Below are 26,667 nucleotides of genomic sequence, written 5' to 3' on the forward strand. Positions count from 1 at the left end.
ATTGTGTGTAGTTCGATGCGTGCGGTTGCGGATTGCCGTCAGATTTTTCTGATGACCCGGCAGGGATTGCCGACGGCGATCGAGTTGGAGGGAATGTCGCGGGTGACCACACTGCCGGACCCGATGATGACGTTGCTGCCGATGGTGACGCCGGGATTGACGATGGCACCGCCGCCGAGCCAGACATCGTCGCCGATGACGATCGGCGACGCATATTCGACCGGAACCGCCCGTTCCACCGGGTCGACCGGGTGATACGCGGTATAGAGCTGGACGCAGGGCGCCAGCAGCACGTTGCTGCCGATCGTGATGGTATTGACATCCAGAAATACGCAGTTGAAATTGGCGAAAAATCCGTCACCGATGAAGATATTGCAGCCGTAGTCACAGCGGAAATCTGACTCGATGCAACAGTCTTTGCCGCAGGCGCCGAGCAATTCCTGCAGGATTTTCTGTCGTTGTTTCGGAGATTCTTCATCGGTCTGGTTGAATAATCTGACCAGTTTGCGGGCGCGTCGGCGCAATGCCGCCAGTTCCGCGTCGGCCGGATCGTAACCCAGTCCGGCCAGTGCTTTTTCGCGTTCCGTCATTGTTTTTTGTCCTTTGCGCTGATGGGACCACCTGATCGGCGGCCGTGGCTTCTGCTTCGATAAAAAAATCAGCTTTAATATAATTCCGCTTGCGAGGGATTCATCCGGGAAAAGAAGATTTCCGGAGAATTTGGCGGCTCATCTCGATTTTAACGGCAGTTGTTCTTGATTTTTAGCTGCGCAGATGATACATTCCACACGCAAAAATTATCACCGGAGTGGACAAGAAAAAGGCATGATAAGATTCTTTCGTTCGATGTTGTTGCCGCTGCTGTTGCTGGCCGCAGTTGTATTGGAGGCGGCGGATGGCAGGGTTACCGCCCAGGCGCTCAATCTGCGGGCCAAGCCGGATACCAAAAGCCCGGTGGTCGGCCGGGCGGTCAAGGGCGAGGTGCTGACGGTCTACCGGGAGGTCAACGGCTGGTACGAGGTTTCCCTGCCGGCGACGGTGGAGGCGTGGATTTCCGCCGGGTTGGTCAAGAACAATAAAGTCGCCAGTAACGCCAATCTGCGTTCCGGCCCCGGTACTTCCCATGCGTCGCTCGGTGTTTTGGCCGCCGGTACGCCGTTGACGATTCTTTCCCGGCAGAACGGCTGGGCGAAAGTGCGGGTGCCCAATCCGGGTTCGCTGCGTGCTTACGCCTCCGCCAGATATATCAATGCTTCCGGGACTGTTCCCGCTTCCGGCGGCGCTGCTGTCAGCCGTTCGGCCGCCGCCGCCAAGCCGCGCATCAACGGTCTGGCCGCCCGGAACGGCATTGTCGTCTATCACGTCGGCAGCGGCCAGGTGCTCTATGAGCAGCATGCCGACCGGCCGGTGGCCATTGCGTCGCTGACCAAGATGATGACCCTGCTGGTGGCGCTGGATGAACTGGAGCGGCGGAGTGACGTGACGCTGGATACCAAAGTGCCGATCAGCAAGAGCGCGGCGGGCGTTGCGCCGACCAAGGCCGGATTGGTGCCGGGCAAATCGATCACCGTCCGGGAGCTGCTCAGTTCGATGATTATCAAGAGCTGCAACGATTCGGCGGCGTTGACCGCTGAATTTTTCGGCGGGGGCAGCGCCGATTATTTTATTTACAAGATGAATCAGAAGGCCAGGGCTTTGGGGATGAAGTCGACCACCTTTTACAATCCGCACGGTTTGCCGGGCGCTTCGGCGGAATTGGACAACCGTTCGACGCCGAACGATCTGGTGAAACTGGCCAGGGCTTTCATGCAGCGCAAGCTGGCGCGGCAGTGGGTGAACACCAAATCGGTCAAGATCACCAACGGCCTGGCGCAGCCGAAAGTGCTGAACGGTCACAACAACCTGCTGGGCAAAAACGGGGTTGACGGCATCAAAACCGGCTATACCAACCGCGCCGGCTTCTGTATCGCCACCCATGCGAACACCGCTTCCGGCGAATATATCATCATTGCGACCGGCTTCCCGAAAGCGGCGACCCGCGATTCGGTGGTGGCGCAACTGCTCAAATGGGCGAGAAACCGCTGAGGATGCGAGCCGGGATGCCTACTGCGGCGGTCCGGCGGCCGGCGTGGCAAGGCGGCGCAAGGTTTTTCGCAGCAGTTCTTTCAGTTGCTGTTCGTCCCGGGCGGCCGGATAGACGGTCCGGAAGCGGTTGAAGAGATATTCCGACAGAACGGGCGTCATCTCCAGATATTGAAGCGCTTCGGCGATGCCGTCGCGGTCGCCCAGCATGCACAGGTCGATCAGGGCGGCCGGATAGAGCTCATACTGCATCGCGGTCGGATTTTGCCGGTTGATCCGGACGAACGTTTTCAAGTCGGCGAGATAACGGCTGTTCCGGGCTTTCAGCAGCTCCTCCAGCAGCAGGCGGCAATCCGGCACCCGGCCCGGCGAGATTTCATTGTTGAGCAACGCTTCGATCCGGGCATTTTTGGTGCCTGTTTTGCTCGGCTGGCAGAGCAGCGGGATGAACCAGCGGAATTCGGCTGCCGAAGCGTCATCGCAGCGGCGCAGCATTCGTTCGACATACATTTCATCGTTTTTCATTTTGTCCGACTGCCGGAGCGCATGGCGCCACAGTTGGTCGTTCTGCGCCCATTGCCGCATCAGGGCGCGGAATGACAACGGGTCGTGGGCGACGAGCGCTTCGCCGGCGGCCGCCGCCAGTTCCGGCTGCTGCAGGGCGGCCGTCCAGAGCGGATCGCCGGGCAGACAGTTCGCGTCGCTCAATTGGGTCAAAATCAAGCGGCGCACCACTGTATCGTCCGCCGCCAGAAAACGTTCATACCAGAATTGCCGGGCTTCCGGCGGCAGGGAATGGCGAAAAACGCCGATCTGTGTCAGCCGCAGCAGATCCTGTTTCCAGCGGAATGACATGTTCTCGTTCAGCAAATCCCGTTTCAGCCAGTCGGCTTCCGCTTCCGGGGGCAAGCGGCGGAAGGCGGCGATCGTTTCCTGCCAGGCCGCCGGCTCGATGGCGCCGGCCGGGCCGGCGTCGCCGCAAGCCGTCCAGCCGTCCACTGTCCGTTTGACCGGCAATTGCCGGTCGCTTCGCTGCGGCAGCAGAACGGCGGTCACCGGCTCCGTCACCGTTTGCCCGTCCGGCATTCGATAACTCACCGTGACGCCGGCCGGCACTTGCAGAATCTCATCCGCCGCCAGGACACCGCTCCAGAAGTCCGGCTGCGGATTGGTCCAGCCCTGCCAGTCCAGCAGTCGGCGGTCGCGGAAACGCGCCTGGTATAATTCGTTGCGCCAGACGTAGGAGCCGTCTGGCCGCCGTAGCGACAGCCGGAGCTCGGCCAGGAGACTGCCGTCCGGCTGCCGGAGGAAGCGTTCAACCCGCCGGGTTTCGCCGGCGGCCGCCGCCGGCAGTTGAGCCGGATCGTAGTCCGACGGTATATTGTCCTGGGCAACGCCTTGTCCTGCCGCCAGCCAGATGCCCGCCGTCAGGCAGAGATATTTCCAGTAATTTCCGATCATCGTTTTTCCTTGTTTTTTCTGTCGATGGCATCGTCATTGGAGCTCGGTTGGGAAGTGGCGGGCGAGGTAATCGCCGATCAATTTGCCCAACGTCGCTCCCGAAGCGTTCAGCGCCTGGTTGCCGAACCGGTTGTTGAATTCGAAAAAGAAGAACGCGCCGTCCACTGCCGCTACGTCGAAACCGGCGAAATCGAGTCCCAGCGTCCGGGCGGTGCGCTCCACCAGCGCCAGCGCCTCGTCCGGCACCGGATCGAATATCACCCGGCCGCCCTGGTAGACATTGTTGTGGAATTCCCCTTCGCGCGCCTGCCGCCAATAGGCGGCGGCAATCCGGTCGCCGACCCAGACGATGCGCATATCCCGGTCGATCGGCAAATGCATCTGAACGTAAAGCACCTCGCGCTCTTCGGCGGCGTAGCGGCGGAACTGTTCGACGTTTTCGATCAGATAAACTCCGCACCCCCGGGCGCTGCGGATATCCTTGGCGACGAACGGGAAGAAAAATTCATCGAGAATCCGTTCCCGGGCGGAGGGCGTGTTCGGCAAAATCAGCGTATCCGGCACCTGGTCCGGGCAGACGGCCTGAAAGGCCCGGGTCATCTCCACTTTGTTGTGGCCCAGCAGGTAATTCGGCAACGACGGAAAAATCGGCTTGTGCAATGCATAGACCAGCGAATTGACCTGCCAGTAACCCGGAAACAACACGAGATCGGCCGCTTTGACTGTTTCCAGTTCCTGAAAATAATTTTCCATTTTCATCGGACGAACCTGCGGCAATTCCAGCGTCAGCAATGGTTCAAAAGAAATCAAGTTCATCTTTATCCTCTCGACTCGATTCCGAAACCGGTTCAAAGCATTTCGCTTCGCCAGCCGGAAATTTCTTCCAGAAAAAACGGCAGCACCGTATGGATTTTGGCCGGTCCGATTCCTTTGAGGCGCGAAGCCTCGCCGACCGTTACCGGCGCCTGCCGGGCCAATTCCCGCAACACGCTGTCCGGGAAGATCATGAACGGTTTCACCTGATATTCGGCGGCCAGTTCCCGGCGCAGCCGGCGCAGCCGTTCGAAAAGGTCCTCCCGAGCGCTGTCCAATTCGCCCGTTTCCGGTTCCGGCGATTTGGCGCCGCGCCGTCGTACCGTCCGGCGCCGGCCTTCTTCCGGTTCGGCCAGCGGGGCGAAATCGACGGTCAATCCGGCGCCGCCGCTGCGGAGCAGTTCAAGTCCGGAACGGGTGATCGCCAGCGTCGAAAAACCGCCGCGTTCCTGGCGGCCGATGAGGTTCTGCTGCTCCAGACACTTGAGGAACAGCAGCAATTTGTTCTGGCGCAACTCCTGCAGCGCGCCGAACAGCGGGTGGCGGTCGTGGTGATACTGCATGATTTCCGCTGATTTGATGCCGGAGAGGATCAGGCTGATCTTGCCGCTGCCGAACCGTCCGTTGTCTTCGCGGACGAAGCGCAGAATCGTCAACGCCACCTCGATTTCATAGCAATTGGCTTCCCGCATCACGCCGGCGAGTCCGCCCCGGCAGCGGTCGCAGCTTTCACAATGCCAATCGCCGGCCTCTTCGCCGAAATAACCGATCAGGTAACGCTGCCGGCATTCCCGGGCCCGCGTATAGCCGATTACTTCGTCGAGGCGGGCGATTTCAAACGACCGTTTGTCTTCCAGCGCCTTGAAGTCGATGGCCAGTTCCGTCTCCTCCGGTTTCAGCAGCGTGGTGCTCCGGCCGGCGAACGGCGGCGTCCAGTCGATGCAGTCGCCCTGCAGGGCCCGCAACACCCGGCGGATTTGTTCCAGCTGTAAGCCGGCTACTGCCGCCAACTGTTCCAGACCGGCTTCCACGCCGCTGATCAATTGCAACTGATAGGCTTCCAGGCAGCGGTAGATGAACCGCGACCGCTGCGTCGTCTGGCTGCTGTGCTGACGGCGCAGCTCTTCCAGATCGCCGAGAAAACGAAGCAGCCCGCGGTTCTGCATCCGGTATCCGCGTTCGAGGTAACCGTGTTTTTCCAGGATGGCCATCGCGCTGCCCAACTGGTTTTCCGATTTGGCGTCCGGCACCAGCGGCAACAGTTGGCCGAGGGTGATTTCCAGTTCGGCACTCTGCCGTTCCCGGCCGAGCTGCAGCAATACCCGGTAGAGCTGCCGCACCACCGTTTCGGATGGGTTGGTCATCTCGATGAAGAACTCCTGGACATAGCGGTCGCTGAACGAGAACAACAGCACGCATTCGGCCGGTTCGCCGTCGCGCCCGGCGCGGCCGGCCTCCTGATAATAGGCTTCCAGCGAACCGGGGATGTTGTAATGGATGACCCGCCGGACGTCCGGGCGGTCGATGCCCATGCCGAACGCATTGGTTGCCGCCAGCACCGGGGCCGGTTCGCTCATGAAGCGCTCCTGCGCGGCGTTGCGCTCTTCGTCGCTCATGCCGGCATGGTAACCGATGCAGCCGAAATCGGCGGTCAACTGCTCGACCAGTTTGCGGGTGGAGGCGTAGATGATCGTCGGCACCGGTTCGGCCAGCAGTTGGCGGATCACCTGGTTTTTCTGTTCGGCGCCGGCGCAGTCCCGCACCGAAAACGCCAGGTTCGGCCGCTTGAAGCCGGCGACCAGCACTTTCATCTCCAGCCGGCGCAGTTGCCGGCAGATGTCTTCCCGCACCCGCGGCGTCGCCGTCGCCGTAAAGGCGCAGACCTGCCGGATGCCGAACCGTTCCACCACGTCGCCGAGCCGCATGTAGGCCGGCCGGAAGTCATGCCCCCACTGGCTGATGCAGTGGGCCTCGTCAACCACCAGCAGGTGCGGCGGACTGACGGTCAGCAGGTTTTGCAGCGAATTGGTTTGGAACCGTTCCGGCGCCACGTACAGCAATTTGATCCGGCCGGCGGCGGTGTCGCGCAGAATTTCATGTTGTTCGTTCAGCGGTACCATGCTGTTGACGCAGGCGGCCGGAATGTCGCGGTTGCGCAAGGAATCGACCTGGTCTTTCATCAGCGAAATCAACGGGGAGACGATGATGGCGTAGCCGTCCATCATCAGCGCCGGCAATTGATAGCACAACGATTTGCCGGCGCCGGTCGGCATGATCACGCAGAGGTCTTCGCCGGACAGCACATTTTCGACGATTCCCTGCTGGTTGTCCAGAAATTCGTCGTAATGAAAAAAGTGCTGCAGCGCACCGCCAACGTCGTATTCGGCCAAATCCGGCATAATCGAAGCTCTTTTCTGTTAGAGTAATTGATCTGTCCGATAATTTAGCACCGCAACGGGACCGGCTCAAATGGTCATGCTCAAAATATCCGCCGAGATTTCCCGGCTGTACCGGCAAAAAAAGCGAGCGCCGGCTGGTTCCGGCGCTCGAATCGGTCATCGGGAACGGTCCGACATTTCTTTCATCGGCTTTCAGTTCCACAAATTTTTCCAGCCGCCGTTGCTGGTGTCGACGAAGGCGTAACGCACCAGCGTGTCGTAACGGTCCAGGCCGGTGAAGTTCGAGAATTCGACATGGCCGTCGACGTACAGATGGTTGCTGCGGTTCCGGTCGTGCCGGATGGTGAAATACTTGTCGTGATTGTTGGGATTGTCGCCATAGACGTCCCAGATTTCAAAGTTGCCGTTGGCCGTGCCGGACGTGCATTTGCCGTCGACCAGTACCGCCATCGTCGAAGGCATCGGGCAAGTGGAGGTTTTTTTCACCTGATAACCCTGCATCAGGTTGCCGATTACTTTGTTGTAGCTGTAATTGCTGATGATCTCGCCGCCGGCGTTTTTGAAGGTTTCGTCGCTGCCTCCGGTGGGGCAGAGGAAAACCTTGCCGTAATCGCTGCCGGCCGAACCATCGGTCGTATTGCCGATGTAACCGGTCAGCAGCCAATGCCAGTAGAAGAAATTCGCGTAATCGGCCGGATTGCCGTTGCCGGCCAGCGGCAGGTCGTCGTCGAAGTCGGTGCTGTACAGGATCGTCGCCGTGCCGATTTGTTTCTGGTTGCTCGTGCATTTGATCTGCTGGGCTTTGGCCTTGGCTCTGCCGAGGGCCGGCAGTAGCATCGAGGCGAGAATGGCGATGATCGCGATGACAACCAGCAATTCGATCAGTGTGAATCTTTGTTTCATGATGCGTCTCCCATGATAAATTTCCACTTCGATGTCGAGAAAAACTCAATTTTTTACGAGCTTGAATTGAGTAAAATTCTCAAACATCCAATTGTTTTTTAATGTTCTATACACGATATCGAGGAATTTGCGAGCCAAGGCGATATTGGCTTTCGCACCTCCCCGCCGACTTTTTACCGATTCATGAAAGGCATTGAGATACGGGCTGTAGCGTTTGGCGATCAAAGCGCATTGCACCAAAGCGGTTCTGGCGATCTTGCTGCCGCTCTTCGTGATTCTTCCGTGGCAAACCGTGTCATTTGAATTGCTCACTCTGGGGACGATTCCGATATAAGCGGCCAACTGCTTTGCCGATCGGAAATCAGCGATATTGCCGATGGTTGCCAACAGGATCGCCGCACCTTTCGAGCCGATTCCCTTGATGGATTTCAGGTTGTCGAAGCCGTCCATCTTGCTGCCGTGATCCTCAATCGCCTTATCCAGTTTTTCAATGCTTTTGTTCAGACTGCGAATCTGTTCGACAACCACCAGCATTTCCGTGTCGGTGATCGGGTCGAAGTGATAACTCAATGCTTTCAAAAGCCCTTTCTCCGTGGACAGTTCTTCCCGTTTCAGCACGATGAAGTTAGCTGCTAACAGATTGTTGACTTTGTTTTTCAATACGGTACGCAACTGAACCAGTTTTTCCCTGGTCTGCGTCAGACTTGAAATTTTCGCCTGCAAATCGTCTTTCACTCTTACCTCCGGAAGCATATCCTTTTCCAGGAACTCCGCCAACACTTTTGCGTCATGTTTGTCCGTCTTTTTGGTGGACATGCTGATGACTTTGAACTGTGATGGATTCACCACCACCAGTCGCCCGACATGAGCTTTCAGCGAGCTGCAAAACATGAACGTATTTCCGGTCGCCTCCACCGCCATCGCCGTGTTCGGACCGAGCATTGCGGCAAAGCCCTTCAGTTCGGTAATCTCACACTTGCCGATTTTCCGTTCTTCCCCATTTACCCGGATGCAATAAGTAAAATTGTTCCGGTGCAAATCCACTCCAACAAAACTTGTCATCATTCTCTGCCTCCATTCGTTTTTCACGAATCGAAGCGGAACTGCTGTCACGGCCTCACCATCCTCCCATACAGAGTAGTCGATTAATCAGTCGCTCTCTACGGTGGCGCTCTGGTTTACAGATCTGACTAATCTCCTTTCCGGGGTCGTCATCGTTTCTGATGCGCCTCATTGAAACATTCAGTCTGCAACCTGTCCGCTTCCAAACGTGTAAGTTAATCGCCATAAATTACACGCAGAAAGCTGATTCCGCGAACGTCAGTTATTTATCATACCATCTCCTTTGTTTGAGTTGGCCGGTACGGCCGTGGTCGAGGGTTCCGCCGCGGCGTACCGGCATTGGGGAATTAATGGTTTTCAGGGAAATTCATTTTGCTTAATTTTTCGATTGCCCGCGCCAGTTTGAGCCGGTGTGCTTGCAGCGCCGCCGGATTCCGGCTGAAGGCGAAGAGGTCGTAACTGACCGCTTCCGGGACGGTCAGCAGCTCTTCGCAATCGCGACGTTCTGCCGGCGGCAGCATTGAGCCCCGGTCGGCCAGCAATTCCTGCAGCCGGACGAAATATTCGTAGTCCTCCAGGCCGTCGCGCCACATCGCCAACCGCTGCGACGGCACCGGGCCGTCCGGCAGCGGCACCCGGACCGACGGATCGTAAGCGGCCCGCGGCGGATAGAGCAGCGAACCGTCGCCGTTGCCGAATTCGCCGCCGGATTCGTTGATCACCAGCGGCTGCCTGTAGATGTCGCGGGCCGGATAACCGGGCGCGTTGGCGTCGCACCAGAAGGTCGAAGACCAGATCAGCACGCCGTCGATCCGGTTGGCCCAGGTCTGCCACAGCCAGGTGCGCAACTCCAGCGCCGGATGGTCGATGAACAAGCCGGCATACGGTTCTCGCGGACCGGTGCAGACGTACCACCACAATTCCTCGCCGTTGTCGCGGCAGCGCTGCGCCGCCCATTCGACGTAGTGATGGGAGAGAAAGCACCAGATGTCGAGGTTGGGCTCCCAGCGCCGCTGGATCCAGAACGGCGTCACCAGCAATTTCAGGTCCGGCGCATAACGCCGCAGCCGCTGCAGGCAAGCGTCGACCTCGGGGAAGGCCGACGGATGCGGCTCGTCCCAGACATAGACGAAGGCGATCTCCTGCCAGTTTTTTTCAACGATATGACGGTTGATTTTTCCGTAGACGTCGGCGATCATCCGTTCCTGAAACGGCGTCAACGGCTCGTTCAAGCGGTCGATCCCGGGCGGTGTCGGCAGTTCCAGCACGAAACGGTTGAAGCGGTATTGACGCAGCACCCGTTCCACTTCCGCATCGAAGCGGCTGAAATCGACCGGCACGTCCACTGCCGCCGCCGGCCCGCCGGTTGTTTCCGGTTGCCAGTCCACTTCAATCGGCGCATACGGCGTGATCTCATAGGGTGAAAGATGGTATTCCTTCATCAACTGCATATATTGATCGTAAGCCGCCTGTTTGTCCGCCGGGGTTTCCGCTTTTTGGCACTCTTCGATGTAGCGCTTCTGCAGCGACGTCATCGCCGGGCAGTGCAGCGTGTCCGGCAGCGCGAAATCGAATACCTCGACTTCCAGCGGCACCGTCCGGTCCGTTCCAGCGCCGCGAATTGTCACCGTGCCGCGATAAAGGCCGGCCGCCGTTTCGGCCGGAATGCGGACCGTCAGCCATACCGGCTGATTCTCCCCGCCGCGCAGCGTAATTCCGCCGGACAATGGCGCCAGCACATCCGGCCAGAAATCGATCGCTCCTTGCCGGTCGGTCGCCACCGGCAGAAAGAGGTAATCGACCATCCTGATTTCCACCGTGTCCGCCGGCAGTTGTCCGCCGGCATCATTATCCAGCGCGCTGAGGCCGATCTGCAAGTCGGATTGGTCATGTTCGGAGGCCAGCACCAGCTGGACCGATTCCGCTTCATTCTTTGCCAACGCCACCTTCACGGCCGGCGCTTCCGCCGCCGGCAGCGAACGGTGCCGGCCGACCCGCCAGCCGGCGTCCGCCGTCCACAGCGTCAAATTGTCGTCATTGCCCGGCAGCAGGGCTCCGTAAGAGGCGTCGTACAGGGAGGGAATGAAAACATAAGCCCGCTGGGCGACGGCACCGTCCGCCTGCAGATTCAGGGTCAGGTCGCCCGACTCCGGCAACGCGAAATCGAGCGGGAAGAAACGCTGCTCCTGCGGGCCGACGGTCAGCGTTTCGCCACGGAACACCGCCCGGTCGTTGATCACCAGTTCCGGTTTCACCGTGCTGGCAGCGGCGGTCGGATTATACACTCGGCCGATCAATCGATAATGGTCGGTCGAAGTGCCGCCGGACAGTTGTTGAAAGGAGAGGGTGACCCGATCGGTTTCCGGCGTTTCCGCCGCATAAAAACTGCGACCGCGCGCTTCCAGCGGAGGACCGTCGAATGTCGCACTGAGACGGCTGAATTGAAAACTGCCCGGTCCTTCCTGGCCGGCCCTCAGCCGGAGAAAAAGCGTCGAACCGCCCAGCGAACCTTCCGGCAGCCGATAGCTTTTGCCGTCAGCGGCGTGCTCGGCCACCGGCAGGAAGGTTTCGCCGTCGGCAGAGGCTTCCAGCCGCAGGTTCCGGCCGTTGATCCGCCATTCGGCGGCGACGAACTTCCGGCCGGGAAGGCGATACTCCCAGGTGACCGACGCGTCCGGTCCGGCCAGCTCCTGCCGGCGGTTCAAACCGGCCGTTCTGCCGTCGAGCAACTCGGAATTGGCATACAGGGTGTTGCCGAACACCGCTTCCCGGTCGCCCAATTGCAGATCGTCGCCGCACGTCAGTTTGATCGGATGAAGTTTTTCGACCGTCACTTGCCGGAACGCCGCCGAGCCGGTATGGTTTTCCTGGCCGATTTCCAGATAGCCGTCGCCGGTCCAGTCCAGCGGGGAACGGCACAGCTTGACGAAACAGCGCCAGCGGGTCGGGTATTCCCAGAGTTCCAGCCGCTGGAAGGGCAGCTCGACATACGGCGTGCCGATCGGCCATTCACGGTGTTCCATCGTGCCGAGCAGATCGAACCCGACCCGGTACAGCGAATCCGGTTCCAGCACACAGTGCCGGCGCATCGCGCTTTTGCCGTTGCCGTCGCCGGTAAAATGCATTTCCTCGACGCCATCGCCGCCGGCGACGTATTCCGCCTGATTCCACTCGCCGGAATCGGTCACCTCCCAACTGCCGGCCAGCAGCGTTCCAGCCATCAACAAAGCCTGCAACATCGTCATTGGACTCCTTTTTGTGTCACTGTCAATTCGTGCCGATGCACCGCGCGCAGCCGCCATTGCACATGCCGCGCCTTCCGGCAGCAGATCCGCAGTTTGCCCGGGCGTTTCACCCAATGCTTCAAACCGATTTCCCAGGTCAGGAAACGGCCGAAATAATGATCGCCGATCAATTCATCGTCCAGATAAGCCTGTCCGCCGGCCCCGTCGTAATCACAGCAGACCGTCAATTCCGTCAGATGATTCAGATCCTCCGGCGCGACTTCGCCTTCGATGATCCAGTCGTCGCCGGCGCGGTACTCCCTGGCGGCTCTCAACTGCACCGGCGGCGGAGTGAAGTAGCCCGACAGATGCCAAACCCCGTTGCCGCGGTCGACGACCGCCAGGCGGTCTGCCTCCGGACAGCTCAATTCCAGCGGCGACGGACTCAAGACTTCCAGCTCGAAAAATGCGGCATCATGCAGAACCGTGGCGTGAATAATACCGTTCTTGGCCCGGCTTTCCAGCACAGTCATCGCGGAGAACGCCACCAGTTCGCCGAGCTCCCAGGCTTCTCCGGCCCGCACACTGTCGATCAACACATAACGCAACCGGCCGGACAGTTCCGCCACGGCGATTTTGGACGAGGGCTTGCCGATGATGGTCACCTGGTTGGGACTGTCCTGGAGAGACAGCAGGGCTTCGTCGGTCCGGCAGTCCGCCGCATCCGGCACGGCGAAGGTGCTTTCCACCAGTTCCTCTTCGGTGGCGTGGGCGATCACCTGCATCCGGTCGGCGAACGGCCGCCGGTCCAGCAGGGTCGCGGTCGAATGATCGAGAAAACAGTGCGGAGCCAGCTTGACGAAGAATGGCAGGATTTTGACCGTTTGCGGCGGCAGTTCGAGCTGTACTCTGGCCGGATATTCCTTATTGACCTCACAGGCCAGCTTGTTCGGCGTCACCCGGATACGGATATCCCGCCGCCATGGCGCCCGGTCGCTGCCGACATTCCGCAGGAAGAGGAAATTGCTGTCGCTGAGATTCAGGCCGGGCGTCACCCTGGCCAGCGACTCCACCGGCCTGCCGCCGCCTGTTTCGGCCGAAGCATCGCATTCCCGCCCATAGCCGGCGAAAAGATCGTTCGGCTGCGATTGTGCTCCCGGATACGGTTCGCCATAACTGCGCACACAACTCCAGGCGGCGTCCGGCACGGTTTTCAGCAATTCCGGCTCGAACGCCCGGACGAACCAGCCGAGGCGTTTCAGCGCCCGGTAAGAATCCCGCAGCGTGCCGACATTGCTCACCGGCGCCTGGAAATTCATATCGCGGAACGGAATCATCGATTCGTTGTCGCTGCCGAAGTGCTGCCCGTCACAGAAGACAAAGAAACCGATGCCACTGGCTCCTTCGGCGATCGTCTGGGCAGCCAATGCCTCCACCGCGGCGGCCCGGATGATTGGCCCCTGGTAGCTGTTGGTGTTGCGGTAAGGCGGATAATCGAAAAAGCGCGGAAACATGCCGCAGCCGGTTTCGATGGTAATCCACGGTGTTCCATTGGACGGGTGAATCTGAAACGGCGACAATTCCCCGTCGGCGCAGAAACAACTGGCCGGATAGTGGCCGCCGGTATCGATATGGTTTCCCAGCAGGGTTTCACGTCCCGGCACCTTGTTGATGTCGAGCAGCGGCAGTTCGATGCCGGCGGAACGCACCAGCGTGCAGTAAAAATCCAGATGGCGGCGGTTGGCTTCGTCGTCGTCGCTGCCGCGCGGGATGTCATCGCCTTTGCAGCCGGCGGAGCCCAGTTCATTTTCCAATTGAATGAGAATGATCGGGCCGCCGGCGCCGATCAGCCGGGGCTTGGCGATCTGCAGCAGCTTTTCATACCACCGGCAACTGTAGTGCAGATATTCGTCGTCATTGCTCCGCACCCGGGGACCGAGCGCCTCGACCAGATAATCCGGATAACCGCCGTTGCGGTATTCGCTGTGGACGAACGGCCCCATCCGGAAGATTGCGTACAATCCGAGTTCATGGATCAGGTCCAGAAAGGCCGCAATATCGTGATTGCCGTTGAAATCCCAGACATTGTCCGCCGTCTCATGGAAGCGCCAGACACAATAGAAACTGATTGTATTGATGCCGGCCGCCTTCATCGTCAGCAGCCGGTCCCGCCAGAACTCCCGGGCGGTTCGCCCGTAAGCGCAATCGCCGGCATAGAGGAAACGGCGTTTGCCGTCGATGACCAAGTAATTTTCTGCAACATTTATCGACATATTCACAATCCCGAAGTTATTACCAGTAAGTTTAGGATAAAAAAAGGAAAAAAGCAACCCCTCTGTCAATAAATTTCAATAAAATAAATAAAAAAGTCATTGAAATTTATCGACGCGCAATTATATTCATTGACGACAATAATCAATCAGGGAGGCACGGAGAAGAGCATGGAACAGAATTTGAAGGAGGCTGTTTTTAACTATATCCTCAGCCTGAATTTACCGCCGGGCGGCCAGATCCCGACCGAGACCAAGATCAGCCACAAGTTCCAGTTGACCCGTTACCGGGTCCGCAAAATTATCGATGAATTGTCGGCGGAGCACGATTGGACCAAAATCCAGGGCTCCGGAACCTATCTGCCGGGCGGCAACAAGAAAAATCGGCCGATTGAACGGGTAATTGCCGTCATTGTGCCATTTTCCCGCAATCTGCCCGTCCAGATGCTCGAAGCACATAAGATCGCGATGGCCCGGGATTACCGGTTGTTGATTTTCAGCATTTCCCACGACAAGCCGGAATACGAGATGGAGTGCCTGCATCATTTGCTCAGTCGGCGGGTTTTCGCGCTGATCATCGATCCGCATCCCGGCAATCCGGACAACTTCACCCTGATCGACCAATTGATCGCCGACGGCTGCCGGGTGATCCTGCTGAATGCGCCGCCGGACAAGAAAAGCTCCTACCGGGTCTTCGACTTCAATTACCGCAAGGCCGGCTATATGGCGGTCGCCCATCTGCTTCGGCAGGGAATCGATTCGCTGGTGCACATCGGCAAATGGAACAGCGTCGCCTGGCAGCATCAGGGCTTTCGCGACGGGGTGCGGGAGGCCGCCGATGATTTCAACATTCCGCTGGAGTATCACAAAGCGATCCTGAATCTGAATATCCATCATTTCGGCTGGCACTGGCTGCCGGATGATTTTCAACTGCCGCTGCATGAAAACTGCGGTTATATCTGTGACAGCAACGTGCTCGACGCCTCCTATTGCTATTCGCAATTGAAAAATAGCAGCTTGACCAATACGCCGTTGATCACCGTTTTCACCTATCAATACGCTTTGCCGTTTCCGATGCTGTTCTTCAATTTTCAGGAACGGCTGACCCGCATTGTCGACGCCCTGATCAACCAGCCGCTTTCCCAGTTGCCGGGCCGTCTGGTTTTTGACCCGCGGCTGCATCTGGAAACTTCGGAGAGTGCGGAGGATTACGATCTCGATTCCTTGTACTGAATCGACTTCTTATTCGCTTTCAAACCTGGACTCAACGCAATTCGATGCGGCCGGGCGTCCGGCCCGCGAATGGCATTGTCGCCGGCCGGCCGGCGGAAACCGGTTCATTGGCTTGCGGATTCCTGGCGCAATTCCTTATGGCGGCTTCCAGAATCCGGTTGGATTCCAGATACAACCGGAGCGCGCTTTTCTGCCGGGCCAGTTCGATGACGGCGTCCGCCAGTTTTCCGCCGATGCCGAGACCGCGATAGAGGCCGGATCGACGGACAATTTCGCCAGTTCCCAGCGGTCCTGCTCCGCCTGATGCAGCAATGCGCAAACGCCGGCGCTTTTTCCGGTCGTGTTATCCACCGCGATGAAAATTTCGCCGCCTTCCGCCAAATATGATTTGCGAGGGTCGGCCAATTTGTTTTTCATCGGCCGGTTCAAGCGTGAAATACTGCTTGATCCACAGGGGGGAGAGCCGGATGAAATCCGCTTGGTAACACTCCCGGTAAGGCACGATCCGAATCGCCGCCGCAATCCGGGCGTTGCGGATTTCTCTGGTTCGCTCCAGAAGGGACTAGTGCCAGGGACGGCATTTGGGGCACTGCTTCCGGTTGGCATTTGCCGCCGCCGGGAGGAAAGGAAAATATTCAATGAATTTTTATGTAATATATTATTGTCGATTATTAGTAACTTTTATCAATTTTTTTGTGACGAAAAAAATTATCGCTGCTCCGATGCAGTTGGTATTTACGCTGGTTTTTCGCTCCGAAAATTATTTAAGTTATTTTGGGAGATGGAATTCAGCGGTTTTAACGATGTGGTTGGCGGAATTATTTCTCGATTTGCCGAAGGAGGAGATAATAAATTAATATTGAAATACTTCCGGATTGTTTAGCTGAAAATTAATTGATTTTTTCTTGAATTGACTGGTATTTTTTCAGAGTATCAGTTATGGTACTATGCATATTAGTTTCTTTATGTCCAATAAAAAGGCTAACAAAGGGTAAAAGAAGATGGGAATTAAGTCTTTTCTGTTCTCGACGGTTCTGGTCGGCGGAGTCGGGGTTTCGATTGCAGCGGCGGTGGAACCGCCCCGGAACTTGCAGGGTTTGCAGGCGACCTATCGCAAAATAACGTTGGCCTGGCAGCCGGAAGATGCCCAGGTGCAGATTGCCGGCTACAAGGTTTTCCGGAATCAGGAGGAGATCGCCACGGTCAACGTGCCTTATTTCACCGATGAGGCGTTGCAGCCGGGGACGGAATACTCCTATACGGTGGTGGCGGTGACCAGTGGCGGCGCCAGGTCGGAGGCGTCCGTTCCTTTGACGGCAGCGACCTTGAAGGAGGGGAATTTCGACAACCATGCCGTGGTGGAAACGGTGGTCGACGAGCTGCACGGCGCCGACGACAATTGGAGCGGCGTGGCAATGCTGGCGGCAGTCAAGGGGGGCTTGGAAGCGCTGCTGGGCGGCAATCTCACCGGCGCCGTGATCGACGACCAGTTGGTTGCCGATTTGATTACCGCCGACCTGGGGTTGCTGCGGCAGCCGGCCGGAGCGTTGTCCGAGGCGGAAAAGACCGCTGTCGAGGCGGAAGTCAAAGCGATTGCCGCCAGCTACGGCGATTCGATCGATGCGGTTTATTTCAATGACCGGCTGCAGCAGTTGGCCCAGGCGCATTTGACTGCCGGCCGGCCGGAAGCGGCGGCGGCGTTGTTTGAAGCGGCGTTGTTTTATCTGAACGAGCATCCGGCCACGGTTCGTTATGTGCTGGATCGTCTGGCGCAGATCAAACTGGCGGCGATCGGCGAACAGAGTTCCGCCGCCGAAATCCTGACCGCTCTGAATGCGGCCCGGGATTGCTATTTGCGCTTTTTTGACTTTTTTCCGGAAGCGGCGCCGGAGGAGGCGGAATTTATTTACCGGCTGGCGGCCCGCAACTATTTCCGGCAGTTCCCGAAACTGCTGGATTACGATACCTATCAGCAGAGCGCCTTCGAGAACGCATTGGCCCTGGTTGACCAGTTGCTGGCGCTGACGCCGGAGGAGGCGGCCAATTACGATCGGCTGGTCCAGTTCCGGGAGCGGATTGCCGCTTGGCGGTTGGTTTTGGTCAAATTGAAATTTGCCGACGGAGCGGCCGGTTTGCGGAGCGGCATGGTCCGGATCGTCAATGTGACGGAGAACACCGAGCGCCGTTTCGTGCTGCTCGACGGTCATTTGGTCGATGAACGGCAGTTGCCGTTTTCGAATGGCGCGCTGGAAGTGCCGCTTTATGCCGGCCATGTCTATGAAATGACGGTGAATGTCGAATTGGAAAATGGTCAGACGCTCCAGTTCACGTTGCCGGAGCAGGGCTGGCAGGACGGCCAGAAAATCGTTTACAATGCCGCCGGGGAAGTGGTGTCGTCCGGACCGTCCGCTTCCGGTGCGACCGAGGTGGAGTTGACGCCCGACGGCGTGGACCGTCCGTTCAATCTGCGCTACGAGCGGCAGATCGATGTTTTCCGTTTGAGCTGGGATTGGCTGGCTCAAGCCGGCTTTGATTGTCAATATTTCAAGGTTTTCCGCGGTGACAAGGCGATTGCGACAGTGACCGGCAATTTCGCGGAGCGTTTGCCGCTGGCGAATGCCGACGGCATTTACAGTTATCATGTCGTGGCCTATGACGCCAACGATGTGCCGTCCGCTGCCAGCCGGAGCATCACGGTGGTGCCGGGCGACCAGACTGGATACACCGCGTTCCTGGAATGGATGCGTTCGTATTTCGGCGATGAGGAAGTCTACTCCTGTGACGATCCGGATGGCGATGGCGTGGACAATTACCATGAATTTCTGAATCAGACTGATCCGACCAGCGCGCCGGCGCCGACGCCGCAGGTGTTGCAGAGCACGCATGACAAAATCACGCTGGAATGGCTGGCGCCGGAGGGCAGTTCGGCCGGGATCTGGGAAATTGCCCGCAACAATACGGTGATCGGAACGAGCCAGGAGGGGCATTTTGTCGACGATGCGCTGATGCAGGGGACCGTCTACGCTTACAAAGTCCGCTACCTGCAGCCGAACGGCAAGAAAAGTGACTGGAGCCGAACCGTTTCGGTGATGACGATGCGGCCGGCCGAGGTCAGTTACGCGACCCAGTTGCAGCAGGTGATCGATACGGTCAATCCGCTGTTGATCCGGGATTATTCCGGTCCGGCGCTGGTGGCGGCGGTGAAGGGGACCTGTGAAGCGGTGCTGGGCAGCGGCATCACTTTCACGGTGGTCAACCAGGCGTTGCTGGAGGAGCTGGCCGAGCAGGAACTGGCGGTAATTCGCGAAATCATGCCGCTGGAATCGGAGGAAGAGCAGCAACTGCTGCGGCAGCAGCTGGATGCGGTGCTGCGGGAGGATTTCAGCGGCAATTCGTTTGAAAACGTCTACATCAGTTCCCGGCTTTCCCAGTTGGCCGCTGCTCATTTCCTGGAGTATTACAACAAACGGGACCAGCGGGATTGGGACGCGGCCAAGGCGCTTTACGAAGCGGCCATCGAATTCATGAAAAATGATTCGACGATGGTTCTGAACAACCTGGCCTCTCTGGCGCAAACTTACATCAGTGCGTTGAATCCGGATTCCGGCGCGGCGGAGCGCAAAGAATCGGTGCTCGCAGTACAGGCATATCTGACGCGTTATTACGATTATTTTCCGGATGGCGGTACGCCGGAGCAGGCTACCCGGCCTTACCGGGTGGCGCTCGGCCATGCCATCCACCAGTTCCCCTGGCTGTTGACTTATGCGGATTATGATTCGGAAGTGTTCGAACTGTCCAGGCAACTGGCGGATTTGCTGATCGAGCGGGACGGCGATGTGCTTTCGACCCGGATGCGGGATTGGGTGACGGCATGGCGGTTGATTCCGGCGGATGTCACCATGCAGACGACGGTCGACGGCCTGCATCCCCGGCTGCAGGTGGACAACGGTTCCGACCGGCTGGCGGAGTTGCCGCATTACCGGACGTACGCGGACGATGTCCGGAATTTCGATCTGAGCTCCGGAAGCGTCATTCCGTTCTACCAGGGCCATGTCTATGATTTGACCCTGCGGACGACGGTGCCGGGCGGTCCGGACTGGGTGCAGACGATCAAGGATTTTTATGTCAAGCCGGGCATGAAAGGGGTGTTCCATCCGTTGCAGGGGCTGGAATATCAGTTGCTGGAGGGAAACGGCGACTGGAGCGCGCTGGTGTTCCAGTTGATGGTGCCGGAATTTCCGTACAATCTGTCGGCGGACATCTTGCCGGATGTTTTCACGTTGAATTGGGAATTTGCCGCGCCGGCGGGCTTTTCGGTCGATCATTACAACGTTTACCGGCACGGTTCGCTGATCGGTGCGACGGCGATGAAGTCGTTGCCGAACATTCCGCGCGAAGTGGCGGAAGATGCCGTATATGATTTCACGGTGACGGCGGTCGATGTCAACGGCGTGGAAACCCTTCACAGCCCGGCGTTTGTCGTGCTGCCGGAATTCACCGAACAGGAGTTGGCTTATTTCGAATGGAAGAGGAAATATTTCGGCGACACGCCGTCGCTGGCTACCGACGATCCGGACGGCGACGGGTTGACCAATTATCAGGAATTCCTGCTCGGCTCCAATCCGTTGCAGGCGCCGGTGACCGATGCCGGCGATCTGGTGTTGGACAAATTGCCGGGCGCCAGGGTGAAGTGGTTCGACTATCAGGGCGAACAACTGGCCGACCTGGCCAAGAAAATACCGTTCAAGGAGGAAATCCTGTCGCGTTTCACTTTCATCTCGACCTGGGGCGAAGTGCTGTCCAGTTCCCGCAGCGATAATGTGGCGATGACGGCGGAAGGATTCTTTGAAGTTCCGGAATCCGGTTCGTATGAATTCTATCTGTCCAACGACGACAACGCCCGGATTCTGATCGACGACGTGGTGATTTTCGATATGCCGATCATGGATGCCGGCCAGGAATATATGAAGCGACTGGTGCTGCAGCGCGGCATCCACTCGTTCCGGGTGGAATACGGCGAATACAATGGTTCCGCCTGGCTGGAGCTGTATTGGTCCGGGCGCGGCTTCAACCGGATGCGTTTCGATGCGGCCGACCTCTGGCATCTGGACGGTGACGACGGCGCCTTGCAGGAATATCTGGCCTGGCAGCGTGACAGCGACAGCGACGGGCTGACCGATGCGCGCGAATTGCAGTTGGGGACGGACCGTTTCAATGCCGACAGCGACGGCGACGGCATCAACGACGGCGACGAAGTCGACGTTTATCACACCGATCCGTTGAATCAGGATACCAACGGCAACGGCATTTCCGACGGTGAAGAGCTGGAAATGAACGGCGGGGCGCTGCCGGACGACGATACGGCGCTGAATTTTGCTTTGCAGCAGACGATTCCGGGCGCCGGCTTTGTCGATAAACTGGGCGGCTGGCAGGTCGAGGGCGGCGCGGTTTGTGCGAACGACCGGCGCGGCTGGGTGGAATACGATGTGACGTTGGCCGACGCGAACGTCTACAAATTGGAAATGCAGTTGCGCGAGGGATCGTTCGGCAACGATTTCAGCTGCGACCTGGATATCTATGTCGACGGTGCTCTGGTCGCCAGCCCGGTGGTGCGGCTGGCGAAGGAAGGGACGGTGACCAATGTGTTCCTGCCGTATCTGGCTTCCGGCACTCACCGGGTGCGGATCGTCTGGGATAACTATCGCAGCTCCACCGCCCTGCAGATCGACGAGTTGCGTTGGCTGGGCTTGACCGCGTCGGCCGAAACGCCGATGGCGGAAGGTGAAACGGCGGCCGACGCGCTGCTGGCGCGCCGCAATGCGGTGCCGTTGACGGTGATCAGCCGGACGTCGCCGGCCTGCCTGGAAGGCGAAGCGCGCTTCCCGGAACTGGTCCGATTGAATGGTGAAACGGCGGCGCAGCCGTTGTCGAAGCGCGGCTGGTATGCCGATGTGCCGTTGACGGCCGGCGCGGATACGGTGGCGACGGTGTCGTATGAAAACGGCGGCCGGAGCGAAGCGGTATCGCTGCAGTGGCAGTTGACCAACCTGATTGCCGAAAACGGCCGGACGCTGCGGATTCGCAAGGGTGATTCGCTGCTGGTGACGGCACAGAACAACAGCCCCGGCAACAGCGGCAGCTATGAGATTGACTTCAACGGAGAAACCTATCAGAACAAGGTGAAGAATCCGCGGGTGATGACCTTCAACGAAGCGGGTACTTATACGTTGACCGGCCGTTATCTGTCGCCCGGCAGCAGCGGCGGCAAGGGCAGGCACCAGGACGCCGAAGGCACGGTGACGGTCGAAGTGGTGGATTATCAGTTCAACCGGGACAATGTGGCCTGCTGGGTCGGCTGGGGGCGGGAATGGGCGCTGCCGGCGGTGCCGGCCGGCGTGAAATTCCAGTTCGATGACCGTTTAAGCTCCGGTACGCTGAGTGAGGAAAACGGCACGCAGTACGCCCGGATCTATGTGGACGACAACCAGGAACGTTATCTGGCGGCGCGTCTGGAAGAAAATGGTCCGGTGCTCGATGTGCAGCCGATCGACGGTTTCGGCCTGTATTCCTCGACGAAAACCCAGGTGAGCCTGATACGGGAATATGAAGACGGTACGCGTTTGTACGATCTGCTGGTGGTGACGACGCCGGTGCGCAGCGACGTGGAATTGCGGGCGAACATCTTTGTCGCCGGCGTGTTGTTCGAGGACGGCACGGTGACGAAGACGATCACCGCGGCGGACTACGACGAACTGGGGCAGGTCCACGTGCGTTTCCTGAAAGCGCCGGAAGTGCAGACGTCGATCTGCCACAACCTGTCGGCATATCAGAACAACGAATTCATCGGGATCCGGGCGCGATGAAGCCGGGGAAACGTTTCTACTGGTTGTGCGGAGCATTGGCGCTGGTGTCGTTGCTGGGCTGGTGGGTGCATTTCGGTGATCCGGTCGATTACAGCGGCTCCGAGTTTCAGTCGAAGCCGTCCGACCCCTACTATCGCCGGGCGGTGAAGCTGCCCGGCGTGGCGGCGGAGACGGCGATCACGCCGGCGCTGCTGGCCGGCCGGGCCGGTAGCGCCGAGGTGCGGCAGGTGCTGACGCCGGAAGGTGAATGGCAGCCGTATGAACGGTTGAACACGCTGCATGATTTGCCGGACGATCTGTCGGCGGACGACTGCCGTTTGTTGATGGCTTATCTGTCGGCCGGCCCGAATGACAATTTCGAATACGCGTTGAAAAACGACATCATGAATGTGCTGCGCAACCAGGCGCATCTGCCGCCGGAGCTGACCGGTACGCTGTTGGCGTTGTACCGTGACAAGGCGGAAAATATCGTGGTGCGGGTCTATGCGCTGCAGCATCTGCGTCCGCAATATGAAAAGACGAAGGATCCGGCGATCCGGGAAGCGTTCTACGAAGCGCTGGACGAGTCGGACACCGAAATTGCCGGCGGCGCACTGCTGGCGCTGCGTTATCTGGCGACGGAATATCCGACCGAATTCGACCGTGAACGGGTGACGTCGAAGGCGTTGGAACTGGCGGAACAGCCGGAAACGTTCCTGTTGACGCGAATCTCGGCGGTGCAGGTGGCGTCGTCGCTGGAAGCGCCGGGTCTGGGGGTGCGCTTGCAGGAGTTGGTGAAGAATGAAACGACGCCGTTGATGTTGCGGATTGCGTCGATAGCCGGGTTGGGGGAACTCGGTGAAACCGCCGCCCTGCCGGACCTGGAGGAATTGAGCCGGAAAGATTCTCCGGCCGCCCAAGCGGCATTGGCAGCGGTAAGGAAACTGAAAGGCAAGAGTTTGCAATAGGGACGAGAGAAAGGAAGAAAAATGTTGAAAAGGTTAAGTTTGTTGTTGTGCCTTGCCTTGGTTTTGCTGGCGTTGCCCGGCAATGGGGCGAATGAGAACAATCCTGAATTGCCGAAAGAAGAAGAGTGTGAGACTTGTGGAGGGCCGTGTAAGGGAATTTGTGGAGTTTGCCGGGCGCACCCTACGGATGGTTGTGAATGCGAGATTTGCGGAGGGCCTTGCGAAGGAACTTGTAGTAAATGCGGAGCCCACCCGAAATCCACATGTAAGGGTACTTGTAAGATATGCGGCAAACATCCTTGTGAAGGACCTTGTGACAAATGTGGCAAACATCCTTGTGAAGGCCCTTGCAAAACTTGTGGTAAGCATCCCTGTGAAGGTGTTTGTGGAATCTGTGGCAAACATCCCTGTGAATGCCCTGATCCGACCGATCCCGATCCGACCGATCCCGATCCAACCGATCCCGATCCAACCGATCCCGATCCAACCGATCCCGATCCAACTGATCCCGATCCAACCGATCCTGATCCGACCGATCCTGATCCGACCGATCCCGGTGGCGGCGGCGGTGGTGGCGGCGGTGGTGGCGGTCATGAGTGCGATTGGGAAACTCAAAAGACATATTCTTGTCAGGTGGGGCTTACTAATCCGGAGAAGGAGTTTATTGTTACTTGTCCCAGCGAAGATTTGAAAAATGAGATTATTAGCCGTTTTAAAGGAAACTTAAAGGATACTTCATCTTCTTTTTATCGTTGCAAAACGCTCAAGTGTACAAAAAAACATGACATTCAACCCCGTACACACAATAAAGCTGGAATCATCATTTGTGGAACAGGGATGCATAACAGTAATCATCCTACGAATGTGACTTTTACTCCGCAACAACTGGGAGTTTCCGGAACATACTGCATGGGAATTCCTTGTATCGATAATGGTTGTTCTTCGCCGGACGGAGAGACTGGTGCCAACCGGTATCATTACCGGCCGATCAAAATTCGCCAGGTAGCTGTCGATATAGATGTGGACAGTAATAATGATGGTGTAATTTCCGTCGAATCGGAAGATGAAGACCGGATTGAAGAGAATTCTCCCGGCAAGATAATCTCCGAAGGTTCGACGGCGCAAGTGAAATGGCGGAATATCTATACTTCTTCCACCGCATCAATTACGGTCGATTATCCGTTGATGAACGCATCCGGTTCCGGCGCGGGCTTCAAACTTTGGAAGGGGACGGGACGTGTTCCTCGTCCGTTGAATCAGGGAGGAAATTATGTTCCTCCCGGGAATTATTCTCTGGCGCAACTCAGCAGTGGGGATTATTACCTGGAGGGATTTGGTTCTGGCAGCGGTCTTCTGACCATGACTTTGAATGACAGTGTGAAGGGAATCACGGCGACGGATAAAGTTCTGGTCACCGTGCTGAGCATAGATGGGACGAGGATCTATGATCCCAAATTGGAGGGAGCCGGCAATGCAAGTTTTTCGGTGACTCCTGCGTTGCCGTCCGGTTATTCTGTGATTGTCCGTGATTCGACCGGGAATACTGTTGCGGATTTGGGTAGTGGAAGCAGCTTTACTTGGGATGGCTGTTGGGATCGCGAGCCGGCTGGCGCGGCAAGTATTCATACAGGTAGATTTGTTGACCCTGGAACGTATCAGGTCAGTGTCCAGAAAGATGGTACTCTGTCTGCTGGAAGCAGTGTCGTGGTTGATATGGATATTTATATTGTGCGACTGGGAGTTACTGCTATCACTTTTGAAGGACGAGTGAATGATGAATGTTTGCCATTACAGTTTCATGTTAGCAAAATGTCTGATTTAAGTGATGGAATTTCTCAAGCTTCAGAACGTTTTCCCATCACAACATCATGGCAGATTGGCGATGAAGCTACAAATGTTCAAAATGCAGATATTACTTCAGGGGCAAATGCGGGGCAACGGCGAGAGACCATTGATCCTTATTCGGGACTTTATTATCCACCTCCTGATACACCAACTTCTACTGTGGTGGAAAATGATACTTGGAATTATCCCGTATGTTATAAACAGGGAAGTCGTATTCAAATTAGTGTAATTCCAAGTGAAGGTGCCTTTTCTCAAATAGAAAATCGTATCTTGGCTGCGGATGAGTTAGGATTTGTTAGCGGTTGTCCGAATATCAAGATGAAAGTGGAATATGTTGGTAAGAGTGATATGGAGCCTGATAGTGGCTGGGATGATATCGAACCTGGTACAGCAGTTTGTTTTACTGCCCAAGCATCAGACACATTATCAGATGATATTGGCAGTGAGGTGATTGAATTGAAATTTACATGGGTATATCAGGATGGTGTTAATGAAGTATCCGTACCTGGAAAATTTGTTTCAAAGCATAAAGTGTATCGCATATTGGAGGCACCTCAAAAGAAACCTTGGATAGGTAATGCGCTTTGGATTGCAGTTTTGGATCGTGCCGTACAATGGTGTAATGGAAAGAAAACTATCGATGATATCAATAGTATGATTACGACTAAAGTAAACAGTACATTGGGACTGCAATATGAAACTACTCGTGGTTCTTCTCATTATGCTTCTCAAACGTTGTTTCGTTGTGCGAATTTTCTAGAGGCATTGGAGGGGAGAGCTAAAACTAGTGCATTCCTGACTACATATAGTTCTGATCCGAATAAGGTGAATTGTTCAGATTGTGCCGCCATAACTGTAACATTTGCAAACATTTTAGGGGGTAATTTGAGCGTTACTCATATAGATAGCGGATACGCTTTGAACAAAATCAAATCTATAGGGCATTTGGCCGGCGTTCCTGCGTGGTCTAGTTTTGCTTATCATGCGTTTGCGACAAATACTGCTAATGAGGTTTATGATGCCTGTCTAGAAGTCAACGATGGAGTTGATGCCGCTGCTGGAACAGAAAATAAATGGCTTTTGCCTGCTGGAATGGTTCATCAGTCTGGATTACAAGTGTCTAGTAAAAATATTAGATTGATACCAATTACAGGATCTACTGCTAATAGTGTTCTACAAATTACCCGGCTGTATCAAGAAACTGATCATGATGGTATTGTAACAGATGAATGTACTTTAGAATGCACAAATATTACTGGAAACAATGTTGTTTTTAGTGGCACCTATCGCGGACGCAGTATTTCTCCAGTGTCCTTTAATTTTAATATGATGAGTGCAAACAATGTTACTCTCACAATAGGAGGAATCAAAATTTTAGATTGTCATTTGGTTGTTGGTCCGGATCCTTTTTTGGTGGGAGATAAGTTTAAATTTGATCTAGTTCATGAATATAAAGACTATCAGAGTAAATTAGCTGCTCCGGATTGGAAATTGAATGGATTAAAAGGAAGAACTCCAGCCGGTACTTTTAATAATTATGACCTGAATATATTGGAGTGATTGCA

General features: G+C 56.8%; 15 protein-coding genes. 6 read left to right on the forward strand and 9 right to left on the reverse strand.

All coding sequences use genetic code 11. The features are described 5' to 3' along the window. Positions 1-38 precede the first annotated feature (38 nt). The gene (locus HWX74_RS13200; protein ID WP_176013976.1) at positions 39-590 is read right to left on the reverse strand and encodes a sugar O-acetyltransferase; all 552 of its coding nucleotides are present in this window, start codon (positions 588-590) and stop codon (positions 39-41) included. A 235-nt stretch (positions 591-825) separates the two neighbouring features. Between HWX74_RS13200 and HWX74_RS13205 the strand changes: the two genes are divergently transcribed. Further along, complete coding sequence (locus HWX74_RS13205; protein WP_176013977.1) at positions 826-2,085, forward strand: SH3 domain-containing protein; 1,260 nt, start codon at positions 826-828, stop codon at positions 2,083-2,085. A gap of 18 nt (positions 2,086-2,103) precedes the next feature. On the opposite strand, the gene HWX74_RS13210 is transcribed toward HWX74_RS13205, so the two are convergent. From HWX74_RS13210 to HWX74_RS13240, 7 genes are all read right to left on the reverse strand, one after another. Then, positions 2,104-3,543 carry a hypothetical protein gene (locus HWX74_RS13210; protein WP_176013978.1) on the reverse strand — a complete coding sequence of 480 codons (1,440 nt, stop codon included), beginning with the start codon at positions 3,541-3,543 and terminating at the stop codon, positions 2,104-2,106. 33 nt (positions 3,544-3,576) lie between these two features. Continuing rightward, positions 3,577-4,359 (reverse strand): RimK family alpha-L-glutamate ligase, encoded by a 783-nt coding sequence (locus HWX74_RS13215; RefSeq protein WP_176013979.1) that lies wholly within the window; start codon positions 4,357-4,359, stop codon positions 3,577-3,579. Between the two features lie 32 nt (positions 4,360-4,391). After that, a complete protein-coding gene (locus tag HWX74_RS13220; RefSeq protein ID WP_176013980.1) occupies positions 4,392-6,755 on the reverse strand; it encodes a RecQ family ATP-dependent DNA helicase in 2,364 nt (787 codons plus the stop codon). A gap of 192 nt (positions 6,756-6,947) precedes the next feature. Beyond that, positions 6,948-7,658, reverse strand: coding sequence for a type II secretion system protein (locus HWX74_RS13225; RefSeq protein WP_176013981.1), 711 nt, complete (start codon positions 7,656-7,658; stop codon positions 6,948-6,950). 45 nt (positions 7,659-7,703) lie between these two features. Then, on the reverse strand, positions 7,704-8,720 hold the full coding sequence (locus HWX74_RS13230) for an IS110 family transposase (protein WP_176014518.1): 1,017 nt from the start codon (positions 8,718-8,720) through the stop codon (positions 7,704-7,706). A gap of 347 nt (positions 8,721-9,067) precedes the next feature. Continuing rightward, positions 9,068-11,965, reverse strand: a complete 2,898-nt coding sequence (locus HWX74_RS13235) for a glycoside hydrolase domain-containing protein (RefSeq protein WP_176013982.1) — start codon at positions 11,963-11,965, stop codon at positions 9,068-9,070. Next, positions 11,962-14,217, reverse strand: coding sequence for a beta-galactosidase (locus HWX74_RS13240; RefSeq protein ID WP_176013983.1), 2,256 nt, complete (start codon positions 14,215-14,217; stop codon positions 11,962-11,964). The genes HWX74_RS13235 and HWX74_RS13240 overlap by 4 nt, the downstream gene beginning before the upstream one ends. A gap of 168 nt (positions 14,218-14,385) precedes the next feature. Here HWX74_RS13240 and HWX74_RS13245 point away from each other — a divergent pair, with 168 nt between their 5' ends. Beyond that, on the forward strand, positions 14,386-15,447 hold the full coding sequence (locus HWX74_RS13245; protein ID WP_176013984.1) for a GntR family transcriptional regulator: 1,062 nt from the start codon (positions 14,386-14,388) through the stop codon (positions 15,445-15,447). A gap of 31 nt (positions 15,448-15,478) precedes the next feature. On the opposite strand, the gene HWX74_RS13250 is transcribed toward HWX74_RS13245, so the two are convergent. After that, positions 15,479-15,766, reverse strand: coding sequence for a GNAT family N-acetyltransferase (locus tag HWX74_RS13250; RefSeq protein WP_176013985.1), 288 nt, complete (start codon positions 15,764-15,766; stop codon positions 15,479-15,481). 36 nt (positions 15,767-15,802) lie between these two features. On the opposite strand from HWX74_RS13250, the gene HWX74_RS13255 reads away from it, so the two are divergent. From HWX74_RS13255 to HWX74_RS13270, 4 genes are all read left to right on the forward strand, one after another. Then, positions 15,803-16,330 carry a hypothetical protein gene (locus tag HWX74_RS13255; protein WP_176013986.1) on the forward strand — a complete coding sequence of 176 codons (528 nt, stop codon included), beginning with the start codon at positions 15,803-15,805 and terminating at the stop codon, positions 16,328-16,330. Between the two features lie 118 nt (positions 16,331-16,448). After that, positions 16,449-22,310: a PA14 domain-containing protein gene (locus tag HWX74_RS13260; RefSeq protein WP_176013987.1), complete on the forward strand. Its 5,862-nt coding sequence runs from the start codon at positions 16,449-16,451 to the stop codon at positions 22,308-22,310. Next, complete coding sequence (locus tag HWX74_RS13265; protein ID WP_176013988.1) at positions 22,307-23,257, forward strand: hypothetical protein; 951 nt, start codon at positions 22,307-22,309, stop codon at positions 23,255-23,257. The genes HWX74_RS13260 and HWX74_RS13265 overlap by 4 nt, the downstream gene beginning before the upstream one ends. A gap of 21 nt (positions 23,258-23,278) precedes the next feature. Then, positions 23,279-26,662: a hypothetical protein gene (locus HWX74_RS13270; protein WP_176013989.1), complete on the forward strand. Its 3,384-nt coding sequence runs from the start codon at positions 23,279-23,281 to the stop codon at positions 26,660-26,662. Positions 26,663-26,667 lie beyond the last annotated feature (5 nt).

This window comes from Victivallis sp. Marseille-Q1083 (assembly GCF_903645315.1).
Taxonomy (GTDB): domain Bacteria; phylum Verrucomicrobiota; class Lentisphaeria; order Victivallales; family Victivallaceae; genus UMGS1518.